This is a genomic window from Streptomyces sp. A0642, assembly GCF_004795105.1.
Classification (GTDB): Bacteria; Actinomycetota; Actinomycetes; order Streptomycetales; family Streptomycetaceae; genus Streptomyces.
Map to the genome: position 1 here is coordinate 1 of NZ_SSBL01000049.1, position 14,746 is coordinate 14,746.

Genomic DNA, 14,746 nt, shown 5'->3' on the forward strand with positions numbered 1-14,746 from the left:
GGGCAGGCCCTCGGCCTCCAGGTGCTTGCGCATGCCGATGCGGTCGGCACCGGAGTAGTCGAAGATCGTGTCGTCGATGTCCCAGAGCACTGCGCGGATCGGCATGATCCGACTCTACGCGCGCCCGTCCGTCTGCTCGTTACGCGGCCAGCTTCGCGAGCGCCGCGTCGATGCGGGCGATCGTGCGCTCACGGCCCAGGATCTCCAGGGACTCGAAGAGCGGCAGGCCGATCGTGCGGCCGGTGACGGCGACGCGGACCGGGGCCTGGGCCTTGCCGAGCTTGAGGCCGTGCTCCTCGCCGGCGGCGAGGACAGCGGCCTTCAGCGCCTCCGCGTTCCACTCGGCGGCGATCAGCTGGGCGCGGGCCGTCACGAGCAGGGCGTCGGAGCCCTCCTTCATCGCCTTGGCCCAGGACGCCTCGTCGGTCGCCGGCTCGTCGAGGAAGAGGAAGTCGACGTTGGCGGTGATCTCGGAGAGGACCGTGACCCGGGTCTGGGCGTGCGGGGCGATCGCCGCGAACACGTCCGCGTCGAAGGCCTCGGGGGCCCAGGGCGCGAACGGGGCCTGCAGCCAGGGGCCGCACGCCTCGGTGAACGTCTTCACGTCCAGCTTGCGGATGTGCTCGGCGTTGACGTGCTCGCACTTCTTGAGGTCGAAGCGGGCCGGGTTCGCGTTGACGTCCTTGATGTCGAACGCGGCGACCATCTCGTCGATGTCGAAGATGTCCCGGTCCTCGGCGATCGACCAGCCGAGCAGCGAGAGGTAGTTGAGCAGCCCCTCGCGCAGGAAGCCGCGCTCGCGGTAGAGGTTGAGCGAGGCCTGCGGGTCGCGCTTGGAGAGCTTCTTGTTGCCCTCCCCCATGACGTACGGCAGGTGGCCGAACTCCGGGGTGCGCTTGGCGATGCCCAGCTCGGTGAGCGCCGCGTACAGCGCGATCTGGCGCGGGGTGGAGGAGAGCAGGTCCTCGCCGCGCAGGACGTGGGTGATCTCCATCAGCGCGTCGTCGACCGGGTTGACCAGCGTGTAGAGCGGGGCGCCGTTGGCGCGGACGATGCCGTAGTCCGGCACGTTCTCCGGCTGGACGGTGATGTCGCCGCGGACCAGGTCGGTGAAGGTGAGGGCCTCGTCGGGCATCCGGAAGCGGACGATGGACGTGCGGCCCTCGGCCTCGTAGGCGGCCTTCTGCTCGTCGCTCAGGTCGCGGCAGTGGCCGTCGTAACCCGACGGCCTGCCGGCGGCGCGGGCGGCGTCGCGGCGGGTGTCGAGCTCCTCGGTGGTGCAGTAGCAGTGGTACGCGTGGCCGGCGGCGAGCAGCTTCTCGGCGACGTCCTTGTAGATGTCCATGCGCTGCGACTGCCGGTACGGGGCGTGCGGGCCGCCGGTCTCGGGGCCCTCGTCCCAGTCGAGGCCGAGCCAGCGCATCGCGTCGAGGAGCTGCTGGTACGACTCCTCGGAGTCGCGCGCCGCGTCGGTGTCCTCGATGCGGAAGACCAGGGTGCCCTGGTGGTGGCGGGCGAAGGCCCAGTTGAAGAGAGCCGTCCGGACCAGGCCCACGTGGGGGTTGCCGGTCGGGGAGGGGCAGAAACGTACGCGAGGGGGTACCCCCTGCTCGAGCGAAGTCGAGAGCTTGGGGGAGGGTGCGTTAACCACGCTTGATCACCTTGTTGGTGAGAGTGCCGATGCCTTCGATGGTGACGGCGACCTCGTCGCCGACGTGGAGGGGTCCGACCCCTGCCGGAGTGCCGGTGAGGATGACGTCGCCCGGAAGCAGCGTCATGGCTTCCGTGATGTGGACGACGAGGTCCTCGATGGAGCGGATCATCTCGCTCGTCCGGCCGAGCTGGCGCTGCTCGCCGTTGACGGTGGTCTGGATGGCGAGGTCGCTGGGGTCGAGGTCGGTCTCCACCCAGGGGCCGAGCGGGCAGGACGTGTCGAAGCCCTTGGCGCGGGCCCACTGCTTCTCGCGCTTCTGGGCGTCGCGGGCGGTGACGTCGTTGGCGCAGGTGTAGCCGAAGATGACGTCCTTGACGCGCTCGCGCGGCACCTCGCGGCACATCCGGCCGATGACCACGGCCAGCTCGCCCTCGTAGTGCACGTCCTCGGAGAAGGAGGGGTACTCGATGGCGTCGCCGGAGCCGGTCACCGAGGTGGTGGGCTTGAAGAAGGCGACCGGGACGTCGGGGACCTCGTTGCCGAGTTCGGCGGCGTGCTCCGCGTAGTTGCGGCCGATGGCCACGACCTTGTTGGGGAGCACGGGCGGCAGCAGCCGGACCTTGCTCAGCGGGACCTTGGTCCCCGAGAGTTCGAACTCGGCGTACGGGATGCCCTTGATGATGTCGAGGACGAGACCGTCGGGCCCGTCGCCCTCGACCGCGCCGAAGGCGACATTGCCGTCGATGGAGAACCTGGCGATGCGCACGGGTTGCTGTCGCCCCTCACTTGCTGGGTAGCTGAAGACTGACGCTCCAGGCTAACGCCAGGGAAGGGAGACCCCGCGCGCATTACTCCGCGGCGGCCGTGGTGGCTGCGGGGGCGGTCATCAGGATGGTGCGGCGCGGGTTGGCCGTCTGCGTCGGCAGGTCGACCGCGTGCTCCGGCTGCTCCGGCGTCTGCAGCGCTTCGGCGTCCTTCAGGTGCGCCAGCGTGGTGCGCCGGGGGTTGGCAATGTTGCGGAACATCATGGTCGTCTTCATCTGCCGTACGGACCCTGTCGGTCGGGGCGCCTCCCGGAGGGGCGCCGGTTGTCGGTTTTGCCATCCCTGTAAAGCGTCAGGCTAAACATCCGATTCCCTTCGCGGGCGGAGAAAAGACGGCGATCATCCTGTGAGTTTGCTCACGAAGTGAGCGACAATTCCGCCAATTCGGGCGGCGGGGCCGGTCGCACCAAACGGACATTGCATCCCTGAATGATCCATTCCGCTCCTGATCATGTCGACTGGGACACCAGGCTTCCCGCCCTGCTTCACCCTCAATGTCCCGGTATCGCAGGGAACGGTCTCCACGTCTTGTTACGCGGCCATCACAACGTGTCACGCAGGTCACAGCCCGGTACCTGGCCCTTGTTGGAGATCCGCCACTGTGCTGGAATTCCACGCACCGCCGCGGTTTCAAGCCGGCGCGCAGGGGGCGCAACGCAGCGCCGAGTGGCGGCGGGAAGGGGAAGAGCGCCGGTCACTCACGACCACCATGGGGCGGTACAACGCCCCACGACGCCGACACCGTTCCTTCCGTTCATGACGGGAGAACGCCTGGTCCAGAGGTTGCGACGCTAGTGCAGGGACGTTTCAAGAGGGATGGCAGCGCTGCGGCGGAACAGGAGCCGCGCGGCGGGACCGACCGCGGTTCCTCGCCCCAGCACGCCCAGAACCCCGGACCGGCCGCGGCCGGCGACAACAGCGAGCGCGACCGGCGCCCCGGCAGCACGGCGGGCGGTGGGTCCGATCCGGTCTCCGCGCTCAAGCCGCGCGGCCCGGTCAACACGGGATCACGCGTAGCTCTTCGCAACTGGCGCATCAGCACGCGTCTGGTCTCCCTGCTCGCCCTCCCCGTGGTCGCCGCGACCACGCTGGGTGGTCTCCGTATCAACGACTCCATGAACGACATCCAGCAGCTGGAGCACATGCAGCTGCTGACCCGGATGACGAAGCAGGCGACCTCGCTGGCCCAGGCGCTCCAGGAGGAGCGCGACCGGTCGGCTGGCCCGCTGTCCAACGACGTGCCCGCGACCGACTTCAAGGTCACCGAGCCGCGGAAGAAGACCGACCGGGCGAAGAAGGCGTTCCTCTCGGCGACGAGCGACATCGGCGACACCGCCGGTGACGAGGCGCTGGAGAGCATCCACTCCAGCGTCCAGCAGATCGCCTCGCAGCTCGGCTCCATCCGCGACATCCGCAAGCAGGCGTACGCCAAGGACAGTCCGAGTCTGCAGACCGTCGACGCCTACAGCCAGCTGATCACCTCGCTGCTGAGCCTCTCCCAGGACATGGCGCAGGCGACCAGCAGCCCCGAGATGATCAAGCGGACCCGCGCCCTGGCGGCCTTCTCCTCCGCCAAGGAGTACGCGTCGATCCAGCGCGCGATCATCGCCGCCGCGCTGCCGGGCGGCAACGACAAGCAGCCGGACCTCGACCGCAACGACCAGCAGTTCGGCCTGGCCGCTCAGCGCAAGGAGGACGCGGCCCGCCGCTCCTTCGAGGCGATCTACACCACCACGGGCAAGAGCGCCGACGAGCTGACCTCCACGCTCGACGAGGGCCAGCCCGAGATCAAGGCCGCCGACACCTACGCCAAGAAGGTGCTCAGCAACACGAACGGCATGAGCGGCCCGGGCGTGCGTCGTTCGTACATGGACTGGTACGACCAGGACTCCACCAAGATCCAGGCCATGAAGCAGATCGAGGAGACGCTCCTCAGCGACATGGAGGGCAAGGCGCGCGAGCTGCGCGACGAGTCCCAGCGCAGCGCGATCATCAGCGGTGCGCTCATCCTGCTCGTGCTCGGTGTCTCGCTGGTCGGCGCCTTCGTCGTCGCCCGGTCCATGATCCGCTCGCTGCGCCGGCTGCAGGACACGGCCACGCGCGTCGCCCAGGACCGGCTGCCCGAGCTCGTCAAGCAGCTGTCGGAGACCGACCCTCAGGACGTCGACACCTCGGTCGAGTCGGTCGGTGTGCACTCGCGGGACGAGATCGGCAAGGTGGCCGCGGCCTTCGACGACGTGCACCGCGAGGCCGTGCGTCTCGCCGCCGAGCAGGCCCTCCTCCGGGGCAACGTCAACGCGATGTTCACCAACCTCTCGCGCCGTTCCCAGGGCCTCATCCAGCGTCAGCTCTCCCTCATCTCCGAGCTGGAGTCGCGCGAGGCCGACCCGGACCAGCTGTCCTCGCTCTTCAAGCTCGACCACCTCGCGACCCGTATGCGCCGTAACGGCGAGAACCTCCTCGTCCTCGCGGGCGAGGAGCCGGGCCGCCGGTGGACCCGTCCGGTGCCGCTGGTCGACGTGCTCCGTGCCGCCGCCTCCGAGGTGGAGCAGTACGAGCGCATCGAACTGGCCGCGGTGCCCGCCACCGAGGTCGCCGGCCGGGTCGTCAACGACCTCGTGCACCTCCTCGCCGAGCTGCTGGAGAACGCCACCTCGTTCTCCTCGCCGCAGACGAAGGTCCGGGTCACCGGTCACGCCCTGCCCGACGGCCGGGTGCTCGTCGAGATCCACGACACGGGCATCGGCCTCTCCCCCGAGGACCTCGCGGCGATCAACGAGCGGCTCGCCTCGCCGCCCACCGTCGACGTCTCGGTCTCCCGCCGCATGGGTCTGTTCGTGGTCGGCCGGCTGTCGCTGCGTCACGGCATCCGCATCCAGCTGCGCCCCTCCGACTCCGGTGGCACGACCGCACTGGTCATGCTCCCGGTCGACGTCGCGCACGGCGGCAAGCAGCCGGCGCCGAAGCAGGCCCCGGGCCAGCAGTCGGCCCCCGGCGGGCTCCTCGCCGGCGGCAACGCGCCCCGTACCGGTCTCGACGGCGCTCCCCCGGCCGCGGGCGGGCGGCTCGCCGCCGGTCCCGGCGGCGCGCGTGGCCAGGTCGGTGCGGGCACCGGTCCGCGGGCGGCCCTGCCGGCCCGCGACGGCGGCTCGAACCGTCCCCCGAACCAGCAGGGCCAGCCGGGCCGGCACAGCCAGCCCGGCGGCCAGCAGAACTCCGGCTTCCAGAGCGCGGGTCTCGCCGACACCGGTCCGCAGGGCCGGCAGCCGGACGCCTCGCGCCAGGAGCCCCCGCGTCAGGGCGGCGGGCTCTCCGGCGCCTTCGGCGGCGGCGCCCGGCTGGGCGCCCGCGGCCAGGGCGACGGCTCCGGCCGTACGGACGCGGGCCAGCCCAGTCTGTTCGACCAGAAGCGTCCGGAGCAGAACGGCCCCGGGCGTCAGGCTCCGCCGCAGCCCCGGCACAACCAGGCCGGCCAGGGCGGCGGCTTCCAGCAGCCCGGCGGGCCCGGTCAGAGCGAGCGTCAGCTGCCTCCGGTCGGCGGTCCGCGTGCGGAGCTGCCGGGCGGGAACCCCCAGCCGCAGCGTCCGCAGACCACCAGCTGGGGCAGCAACGAGGAGCTGTCCGCACCGCGGCGCTCCCCGCTCGACACGCCGCGCGGTCACGAGGAGCCCGAGTCCACCGGCCAGTTCCAGCGGCCGCTGAACCCGCCGCCGCTCGGCCAGCGTCCGCCCATGGACCACCAGCAGGGCCCCGCCGCCACGGCCGAGTTCGCCCGGCCGGACTTCTCGGCACCGGCTCCGCAGCAGCGCCCCGCGCCGCAGGATCCGGCGAGCACCGCGCAGTTCGCCCGCCCGGACTTCGGACAGCCCGCGCCGTCCCCGGGTCAGCCCGCGCCGGGCCAGCGCGACCGCGACAACGGGGACTTCGGTGCCCCGCGTCCGCCCGCGCCGGCTCCCGGCGGGCAGTACCGGCCGGTCCTGCCGCAGCAGTCGCAGCCCGAGGCACTGCCGCCCGCGGGTCCCGGCGACGGCCGCACCCCGCTGTACGACACGCTGGAGACCAACTGGTTCCACGGTCCGCAGCAGGGTGGCCAGCAGCCGCCCGCCGCGTCGCAGGCTCCGGGCTTCCCCCAGCAGCCCGCCGAGGAGCGTCCCGCTCCCGCCGCACCGCGCCGCGACCCCAACGGCGCCACAAGTTCCTGGCGTGCCTCGCCGAACGACGAACTCGTCCGGCAGGCGGAGCGGGTGAAGAAGCCCGCAGCGGGCGGAATAACCACGTCCGGTCTGCCTCGCCGGGTCCCGCGTGCCAATCTGGTGCCGGGTACCGCCCAGCAGCAGAACCATCAGTCCGGTCCCCAGGTGTCGCGTGCGCCCGATGATGTGCGCGGGCGGCTGACCAATCTCCGCCGGGGCATCCAGCAGGGACGTCAGGCCAACAACGGCCAGTCGACCGGCAGTTTTCCACTCGGCCCCACTCACCAGCAGGAGCGTTAGTTGAGCCCGATGAGTCAGGCCGCGCAGAATCTGAACTGGTTGATCACCAACTTCGTGGACAACACCCCTGGGGTGTCGCACACGGTGGTGGTCTCCGCAGACGGCCTGCTGCTGGCGATGTCCGAAGGTTTCCCGCGCGACCGCGCCGATCAGTTGGCGGCCGTCGCCTCCGGTCTGACCTCGCTGACCGCGGGAGCCTCCCGGATCTTCGAGGGCGGCGCCGTCAGCCAGACCGTGGTGGAGATGGAACGCGGGTTCCTCTTCCTGATGTCCGTCTCGGACGGCTCCTCACTGGCCGTTCTCGCACACCCGGACGCCGACATCGGTCTGGTCGGCTACGAAATGGCCCTGCTGGTGGACCGGGCGGGCTCCGTCCTGACCCCGGACCTCCGCGCCGAGCTCCAGGGCAGCCTGCTCCACTAGGCGGCCGTGAACCGGTGACACAGACGTTTACCCCAGGTACCGCACTCATCTCTCGCCCGTCCGGCCGCTTACAGCCCCCCACCGGCCCCTTCAGACGGCAAGCCGACACCCTGCTGTCACGCCCGGAGGATTCATGACCCCGCCACCCGCCTCACCCGATCCGTACGGCGCGCTCAACCACGCGTCGTACGAAGGTGAAGGCGACCAGCCGCTGGTCCGTCCGTACGCCATGACCGGCGGCCGGACCCGACCGCGCTACCAGCTAGCGATAGAGGCGCTGGTCAGCACCACGGCCGACCCGGCGCACCTGGGGACGCTGCTCCCCGAGCACCAGCGGATCTGCCACCTGTGCCGTGAGGTCAAGTCGGTGGCCGAGGTGTCGGCCCTGCTGTCGATGCCGCTCGGTGTGGCCCGGATCCTCGTAGCCGACCTGGCGGAAGCCGGCATGGTGGCCATCCACCAGCCGGGCAACGGAGAGGCCGGCGGCGCGCCGGATGTGACACTGCTCGAAAGGGTGCTCAGTGGACTTCGCAAGCTCTAGCGGCGGTGCGGCCCGGGCCACCACCTCGGCGAAGATCGTGGTGGCGGGCGGATTCGGCGTGGGCAAGACCACGTTCGTCGGTGCCGTTTCGGAGATCAATCCGCTGCGCACCGAAGCCGTGATGACGTCCGCCTCGGCGGGCATCGACGACCTCACGCACACCGGCGGCAAGACCACCACCACGGTGGCCATGGACTTCGGACGCATCACCCTGGACCAGGACCTGATCCTGTACCTGTTCGGCACCCCCGGACAGGACCGCTTCTGGTTCATGTGGGACGACCTGGTCCGCGGCGCCATCGGCGCCGTCGTCCTCGTCGACACCCGCCGTCTCGCCGACTGCTTCCCCGCCGTCGACTACTTCGAGAACAGCGGCCTGCCCTTCGTCATCGCCCTCAACGGCTTCGACGGACACCAGCCCTACACACCCGAGGAAGTCCGCGAGGCCCTCCAGATCGGACCCGACACCCCGATCATCACGACCGACGCGCGGCACCGCGGTGACGCGAAGAGCGGTCTGATCACGCTGGTCGAGCACGCTTTGATGGCACGGCTCAAGTAGGCACAAGTCCGTATTGCCGTACGACAATTACCGTAGTCACGCGGGGGCGGGCTGTGTCGTTTGACACGATCCGCCCCCGTGTTCATAACGTTTCGAAAGAGAATTACCGCACAGTCAATACCCGACGCACACGATCGGTACCCCTGTGCTCACACGAGCCCCGCCTTTTGGCGGGGCTCGTTCTTTATGCCCGTTTTATCTGCGGCCCGGGCCACTCGGAATCGCCCATTCCGACTGTTTGGAAGGCGGCCGGTAGCCGTGCTGCAATTCGACGAACTCCCGAGTAGTACGGCCCTGAACGAACACGGCACAACGTAGGTGCCGACGCCGAGAGGTTGTTGGTCGAGTGAGGCGTAACAACGAGGGCGCAACGGCGCAGGCGGAGCGGGGCAACTTCACCCCGCCGTCGCGCACCGTGGCGCCGTCCGCCGAGGTGTCCGAAGGGATACCGGCCGGCGGCAGCACCAGCCGGCTGTCCCCGCGCAACTGGCGGGTGCCCACCCGGCTGAACGCGATCCTCCTGATCCCGGTCCTGGTCGGCCTGATCATGGGCGGCTTCCAGGTGAAGGGTGCGCTCGACACCTGGCAGGAGGCGCAGGACGCCGAGAAGACCGCGCTGATCGTGCGGGCGTCCGCCGAGTACGGGCAGGCACTGCTCAACGAGCGTGACCTCACCGCTCAGCCGCTGCTGTCCAACAAGCGCGACTCCGAGATCGTCACCCAGGCCCAGGCCACCACCGACGCCGCCGCGCAGAAGTTCGACGCGGCCGTCCAGGACATGCCGGGGAAGCAGGGGCTGGAGCGCCGCCTCAAGCTGTTCAAGCTGGAGGAGCCCAAGCTCCCGGACCTGCGCAAGGCCGCCTACACCGCCGCCATGGACCCGGTGAAGACCGAAGAGGGATACACCCAGGTCCAGCACTCCCTGATGGAGTTCTGCAACGAGCTCGGCCTCGGCACCGGCAACATCACCAGCTACGGCCGTACCGTCTACGCGATCGAGCTGGCCAAGGCCGCAGAATCGCTTCAGCGCTCCATCGGCATGCACCTCCTGGTGCGGCCCAGCCAGGAGAACGGCAAGTTCAACGACCAGGTCAAGGCGTTCGGCTCGTACAACTACCTGGAGCAGATCGCCCTCGGCGAGTTCGTCTCCGGTGGTACGGAGGCCGACGCCGCCCGGCTGAAGACGGTCATGGCCGGCAAGGCCGCCGAGGGCGCCGCGAAGCTCAAGACCGCCAAGGAGCAGGCCGACGCGGCCGGCGTGCCGTTCGTGACGCCGCCCACCGTCGACGGCTCGGTCTACGACGGCATGGCCCAGGAGATCGGCCAGGGCAAGGACCCCAAGCAGCTCAGGGCGAAGGGGATCACCCCGGAGACCTGGATGGCCGCCGCCACCGCGAAGTTCGACGGCTACACCACGGTCGAGGACGAGCTCGTCGACAAGGCGGTGACCGAGGCCGCGGAGATCTCCTCCAGCGCCCGGACCGACGCCATCGTCAACGCCGCGATCGTGATCGTCGCCCTGCTGGCCGCCTTCCTCCTGGCGGGGCTCATGGCCCGCCAGATGAGCCGCTCGATGCGTCAGCTGCGTACGGCCGCCTTCGGCATCGCCGAGCAGCGGCTGCCCTCCCTCGTCGACCAGCTCTCCCGGACCGATCCGGGCCGGGTGGACACCCGCGTCCAGCCGATCCCGATCAACACGCAGGACGAGATCGGCGAGGTCGCGCGCGCCTTCGACCAGGTGCACCGCGAGGCCGTCCGGCTGGCGGCCGAGCAGGCCATGCTCCGGGGCAACGTCAACGCGATCTTCACCAACCTCTCGCGCCGCAACCAGTCCCTCATCGAGGGCCAGCTGACCCTCATCACGGACCTGGAGAACAACGAGGCCGACCCGGACCAGCTGGAGAGCCTCTTCCGGCTGGACCACCTGGCGACCCGTATGCGCCGCAACGGCGAGAACCTCCTCGTCCTCGCCGGCGAGGAGCCCGGCCGCCGCTGGAACCAGCCGGTTCCGCTGGTGGACGTGCTGCGGGCCGCCTCCTCCGAGGTGGAGTCCTACGAGCGCATCGAGCTCTCCGGCGTGCCGGAGACCGAGATCCACGGCCAGTCCGTCACCGACCTCGTGCACCTGCTGGCCGAGCTGCTGGAGAACGCCACCACGTTCTCCTCGCCGCAGACCAAGGTGCGGGTCACCGCGACCCGGCTGCCCGACAGCCGCGTGATGATCGAGATCCACGACAAGGGCATCGGCCTCACCGCCGAGGACTTCGCCGACATCAACCACAAGCTGGCCAACCCGCCGACGGTGGACGCCGCGGTCTCGCAGCGCATGGGCCTGTTCGTGGTCGGCCGCCTCGCCGACCGGCACGGCATCCGGGTCCAGCTGCGCCCCTCGGGCGAGCAGGCCGGGACCACCTCGCTGGTCATGCTGCCGGACGCGATCACCCACGGTGGCGGCGGCGACGCACCCGCCCAGGACGACTTCACCGTCTCCTCGATCATTCCGCAGCAGCAGTCCTTCGACGCGATGCCGCAGCAGCCGCAGCTGCGCACGGCCGCGGAGCTCGGCTTCGACGACTCGCGCTACGAGGAGCCGTCCGCGGACTCCCCCCAGCTCGACCCGGTGGGCCGCTCGCTGATGCGTGAGGAGCGCCGCGCGGCCCTGGAGGCACAGACCGGAGGCGAGCGCCCGGCGTTCCCGCAGGGCCAGGAGCAGGGCCAGGGGCATGGGCAGGGGCTGGGCCAGGGCCAGGAGCCGCAGCAGTACGCCGAAGCCGCGTACGGCGAGGCGCCCTACGCCGCGGACCCGTACGCCCAGGAGCAGCAGGCGGCCGGGCAGCAGGAGCAGCAGCAGCAGTACGAGCAGCCCGCGTACGAGGGCGGCTACGACCCGTACCGGGGCGATGCCGGCTACGCCGGGCAGCAGACCGGCTACGACGGTCAGGGCGGCTACCAGGAGGCCGCCTACGCGGCCCCCCAGGCGCCTTCCCCGTCGTACGACGAGCAGTACGCACCCCAGCCCCAGCAGGAAGAGTGGGCTGATCAGGGCACGTACCAGGGCGCGTACGAGCCGCTGGCGCAGGCCGAGGCGGAATCTCCCGCGAGCGCTCCCGCGCCTTCGCAGGAGAGCGTAGGCTTCGACCGTTCGGGACCCGTCCCGAACTCCGGCCACGAGCTGACCGATGCGGGCCTGCCGCGACGCGGCGGCCAGCAGCACTGGCAGCCCACCGGCCGCGGCAACGACCAGCCCGCCGCCGCTCAGCAGCAGGCTCCGCAGCAGCAGGAGGAACTGCCGCAGCGGAAGCCCTCGTCCGCGCAGGCGGACGGGGCCGGTACCGACGACTGGCGCTCGGCGAACGACGAGCGCTGGGAGCGGGCCGAGAAGCTCCGGGAGCCGAAGGCGGGCGGGGTCACCCCCTCCGGTCTTCCCCGGCGGGTGCCCAAGGCCAATCTGGTCGAGGGCACGGCCGAACAGACCCAGCAGGGCGGCCCCCAGGTCTCCCGCGCCCCGGAGGACGTGCGTGGCAGGTTGAGCAACCTGCGACGTGGCGTGCTGCGGGGGCGTAACGCGGGTTCGGACACCAGTAATACCTACAACCAGGAGCGTTAGTGTGAGCCCGATGAGCCAGGCGGCGCAGAATCTGAACTGGTTGATCACCAACTTCGTGGACAACACCCCTGGGGTGTCGCACACGGTGGTGGTCTCCGCCGACGGACTCCTGCTGGCGATGTCCGAGGGATTCCCGCGCGACCGTGCGGACCAGTTGGCGGCTGTCGCCTCCGGTCTGACCTCGCTGACCGCGGGAGCCTCGCGGATCTTCGAAGGCGGCGCCGTGAATCAGACAGTTGTGGAGATGGAGAGAGGATTCCTCTTCATCATGTCCGTTTCCGATGGATCTTCGTTGGCCGTTCTCGCACACCCGGACGCCGATATCGGTCTGGTTGGGTACGAAATGGCCCTTCTGGTCGACCGTGCCGGCAGCGTCCTCACCCCGGACCTCCGTGCCGAGCTTCAGGGAAGTCTTCTTAACTAGTAGACACACAGTGCGTTTCGCGCCACCGCGCCATAGGGTGCGGTGGCGCGGACCCACTGGTATCGGGACCGGCAGGCGGAGGAGGAATCGTGGGAACACCCCCAGGCGGGCACCAGTTCAACGGTGGTCAGCGAGCACCGGGCGAGCACGGGGACAATGGTTTCGGCTTCCCCTCCAACCCCGGCAGACAGGGCGCGCAGCAGCCTTATCAGCCCTATCAGCAGCCGCAGCAGCAGCCGCAGCACGTTCAGGGCTCGGACTGGCCGCAGCAGCCGCAGCAGCCCCAGCGGCCGCAGCGCCCGCACCGGTACGACTCTCCGCAGCAGCCCCGCATTCAGCCGGTGCAGCCGCGGCGGGCCCCCGAGCCGGCGGCGCCCGCGGCGCACAATCCGCTTGTCCGTCCGTACGCCATGACCGGTGGACGGACCCGACCGCGCTACCAACTCGCCATTGAGGCGTTGGTCAGTACGACGGCCGATCCTTCCCGGCTGCAAGGGCAGTTGCCCGAGCACCAGCGGATCTGCCGGCTATGCGTCGAGATCAAGTCGGTGGCCGAGATCTCGGCCTTGCTCTCGATCCCTCTCGGCGTTGCCCGGATCCTCGTAGCCGACCTGGCTGAGGCCGGACTCGTCGCTATCCACCAGCCCGGCGGCGACGAGTCCGCCGGCGGCCAGCCAGATGTGACACTGCTCGAAAGGGTGCTCAGTGGACTTCGCAAGCTCTAGCGGCGGAGCGGCCCGCTCCACTACCTCGGCGAAGATCGTGGTGGCAGGGGGCTTCGGCGTGGGTAAGACCACGTTTGTCGGTGCCGTTTCGGAGATCAATCCGCTGCGCACCGAAGCCGTGATGACGTCCGCGTCCGCGGGCATCGACGACCTGACCCACACCGGGGACAAGACCACCACCACGGTGGCCATGGACTTCGGACGCATCACCCTGGACCAGGACCTGATCCTGTACCTGTTCGGCACCCCCGGACAGGACCGCTTCTGGTTCATGTGGGACGACCTGGTCCGCGGCGCCATCGGCGCCGTCGTCCTCGTCGACACCCGCCGCCTCGCCGACTGCTTCCCCGCCGTCGACTACTTCGAGAACAGCGGCCTGCCCTTCGTCATCGCCCTCAACGGCTTCGACGGACACCAGCCCTACACACCCGACGAGGTCCGCGAAGCCCTCCAGATCGGGCCGGACACGCCGATCCTGACGACGGACGCGCGGCATCGGGCCGACGCCAAGAGCGCGCTCATCACGCTGGTCGAGCACGCGTTGATGGCGCGCCTGCGGTAGGGCCCTCCCGGCCGTCCGCACACACGTGAGGCCCCGCGTTCCCCTGGGTGGGAGTGCGGGGCCTTTCGCTTGGTGCGCCCGGCCTCCGGCCGTGCCGCGTCCTCGATCCCCCTGGGCCACCAGGGCGTGGGAGGCACCCCGTGACGGCCCCGGCCGGCCCGAGGGGGCCGAAACGGCGAATGCAGCCACCCCTGTGCGGGGTGGCTGCATTCGGAGGGGGCTCGGAAGGGATCAGCCCTGCCAGCTGTGGGGGGCGCGGAAGCCCGGGGTGCGCTCCAGGCGGCGCCAGCCCGCGGTGTTGCGGCCGAGGCGGACGGGGGCGTCGGCGGGCCGGGAGGCGGCGCGGGCGAGCAGGACCGCGGTGATGGCGGCCAGCTCCTCGGGGTCGGCCAGACCCTTCTCGACGCGCAGCACGGACTCGGTGGCAGTGCTCATGAATGTCTCTCCGTCTACTCGGCAGGTCTTCGCGGGGCCTTGCAGGGTCGCTGCGGGGCCGCGGACTACTGCGGGGGGTTGCCGTGCTTGCGGGACGGCAGGTCGGCGTGCTTGGAGCGGAGCATCGCCAGCGAGGCGATCAGGACCTCGCGGGTCTCGGCAGGGTCGATGACGTCGTCGACCAGGCCGCGCTCGGCGGCGTAGTACGGGTGCATCAGTTCGGCCTTGTACTCCTTGACCATGCGGGTCCGCATGGCTTCCGGGTCCTCGGCGTCGGCGATCTGCCGGCGGAAGATGACGTTGGCGGCGCCTTCGGCGCCCATCACCGCGATCTCGTTGGTCGGCCATGCGTAGGTGAGGTCCGCGCCGATGGACTGGCTGTCCATGACGATGTAGGCACCGCCGTAGGCCTTGCGCAGGATCAGGGAGATCCTCGGCACCGTCGCGTTGCAGTAGGCGTACAGCAGCTTCGCGCCGTGCCGGATGATCCCACCGT

General features: G+C 70.2%; 13 protein-coding genes and 1 pseudogene. 8 read left to right on the plus strand and 6 right to left on the minus strand.

The annotated features are described in order from the left end of the window. The 4 genes and pseudogenes from E6R60_RS37685 to E6R60_RS35910 form a co-directional block, all read right to left on the minus strand. Positions 1 to 105: pseudogene (locus E6R60_RS37685) on the minus strand (HAD family hydrolase); the annotation flags it as partial. Between the two features lie 34 nt (positions 106 to 139). Then, entirely contained in the window at positions 140 to 1,651 is a 1,512-nt protein-coding gene (gltX, locus tag E6R60_RS35900; protein WP_136330933.1) for a glutamate--tRNA ligase, read from the minus strand. Further along, positions 1,644 to 2,420: a fumarylacetoacetate hydrolase family protein gene (locus E6R60_RS35905; protein WP_136330934.1), complete on the minus strand. Its 777-nt coding sequence runs from the start codon at positions 2,418 to 2,420 to the stop codon at positions 1,644 to 1,646. The genes gltX and E6R60_RS35905 overlap by 8 nt, the downstream gene beginning before the upstream one ends. 82 nt (positions 2,421 to 2,502) lie before the next feature. Beyond that, positions 2,503 to 2,694 (minus strand): hypothetical protein, encoded by a 192-nt coding sequence (locus E6R60_RS35910; protein ID WP_136330935.1) that lies wholly within the window; start codon positions 2,692 to 2,694, stop codon positions 2,503 to 2,505. Positions 2,695 to 3,272: 578 nt separating this feature from the next. Between E6R60_RS35910 and E6R60_RS35915 the strand changes: the two genes are divergently transcribed. The 8 genes from E6R60_RS35915 to E6R60_RS35950 all read left to right on the plus strand — a co-directional run bounded on the left by E6R60_RS35915 (position 3,273) and on the right by E6R60_RS35950 (position 13,815). Next, positions 3,273 to 6,971 (plus strand): nitrate- and nitrite sensing domain-containing protein, encoded by a 3,699-nt coding sequence (locus tag E6R60_RS35915; RefSeq protein ID WP_136330936.1) that lies wholly within the window; start codon positions 3,273 to 3,275, stop codon positions 6,969 to 6,971. A 9-nt stretch (positions 6,972 to 6,980) separates the two neighbouring features. Further along, a complete protein-coding gene (locus tag E6R60_RS35920; protein ID WP_168713747.1) occupies positions 6,981 to 7,394 on the plus strand; it encodes a roadblock/LC7 domain-containing protein in 414 nt (137 codons plus the stop codon). A gap of 133 nt (positions 7,395 to 7,527) precedes the next feature. Next, positions 7,528 to 7,935: a DUF742 domain-containing protein gene (locus E6R60_RS35925; protein ID WP_073738726.1), complete on the plus strand. Its 408-nt coding sequence runs from the start codon at positions 7,528 to 7,530 to the stop codon at positions 7,933 to 7,935. Then, positions 7,916 to 8,497, plus strand: coding sequence for an ATP/GTP-binding protein (locus E6R60_RS35930; protein ID WP_136330938.1), 582 nt, complete (start codon positions 7,916 to 7,918; stop codon positions 8,495 to 8,497). The genes E6R60_RS35925 and E6R60_RS35930 overlap by 20 nt, the downstream gene beginning before the upstream one ends. Positions 8,498 to 8,843: 346 nt before the next feature. After that, positions 8,844 to 12,104, plus strand: coding sequence for a nitrate- and nitrite sensing domain-containing protein (locus E6R60_RS35935; protein WP_136330939.1), 3,261 nt, complete (start codon positions 8,844 to 8,846; stop codon positions 12,102 to 12,104). A gap of 10 nt (positions 12,105 to 12,114) precedes the next feature. Continuing rightward, positions 12,115 to 12,528: a roadblock/LC7 domain-containing protein gene (locus E6R60_RS35940; protein ID WP_018551717.1), complete on the plus strand. Its 414-nt coding sequence runs from the start codon at positions 12,115 to 12,117 to the stop codon at positions 12,526 to 12,528. A gap of 89 nt (positions 12,529 to 12,617) precedes the next feature. After that, complete coding sequence (locus E6R60_RS35945) at positions 12,618 to 13,253, plus strand: DUF742 domain-containing protein (RefSeq protein ID WP_136330940.1); 636 nt, start codon at positions 12,618 to 12,620, stop codon at positions 13,251 to 13,253. After that, positions 13,234 to 13,815, plus strand: a complete 582-nt coding sequence (locus E6R60_RS35950; protein WP_014048542.1) for an ATP/GTP-binding protein — start codon at positions 13,234 to 13,236, stop codon at positions 13,813 to 13,815. Before E6R60_RS35945 ends, E6R60_RS35950 begins: the two co-directional genes overlap by 20 nt. Before the next feature lie 231 nt (positions 13,816 to 14,046). Here the strand turns inward: E6R60_RS35950 and E6R60_RS35955 are convergent, their stop codons facing one another. Continuing rightward, a complete protein-coding gene (locus tag E6R60_RS35955) occupies positions 14,047 to 14,250 on the minus strand; it encodes an acyl-CoA carboxylase subunit epsilon (protein WP_136330941.1) in 204 nt (67 codons plus the stop codon). Between the two features lie 65 nt (positions 14,251 to 14,315). Continuing rightward, on the minus strand, positions 14,316 to 14,746 hold a 431-nt coding region (locus tag E6R60_RS35960; protein ID WP_276614117.1), incomplete at its 5' end, for a carboxyl transferase domain-containing protein.

Bases quoted from the DNA above. Each gene is read 5' to 3' on its own strand.
- E6R60_RS35940 (WP_018551717.1), top strand. From the start codon at position 12,115: ATGAGCCAGGCGGCGCAGAATCTGAACTGGTTGATCACCAACTTCGTG.
- E6R60_RS35910 (WP_136330935.1), bottom strand. From the start codon at position 2,694: ATGAAGACGACCATGATGTTCCGCAACATTGCCAACCCCCGGCGCACC.
- E6R60_RS35920 (WP_168713747.1), top strand. From the start codon at position 6,981: ATGAGTCAGGCCGCGCAGAATCTGAACTGGTTGATCACCAACTTCGTG.
- E6R60_RS35955 (WP_136330941.1), bottom strand. From the start codon at position 14,250: ATGAGCACTGCCACCGAGTCCGTGCTGCGCGTCGAGAAGGGTCTGGCC.
- E6R60_RS35925 (WP_073738726.1), top strand. From the start codon at position 7,528: ATGACCCCGCCACCCGCCTCACCCGATCCGTACGGCGCGCTCAACCAC.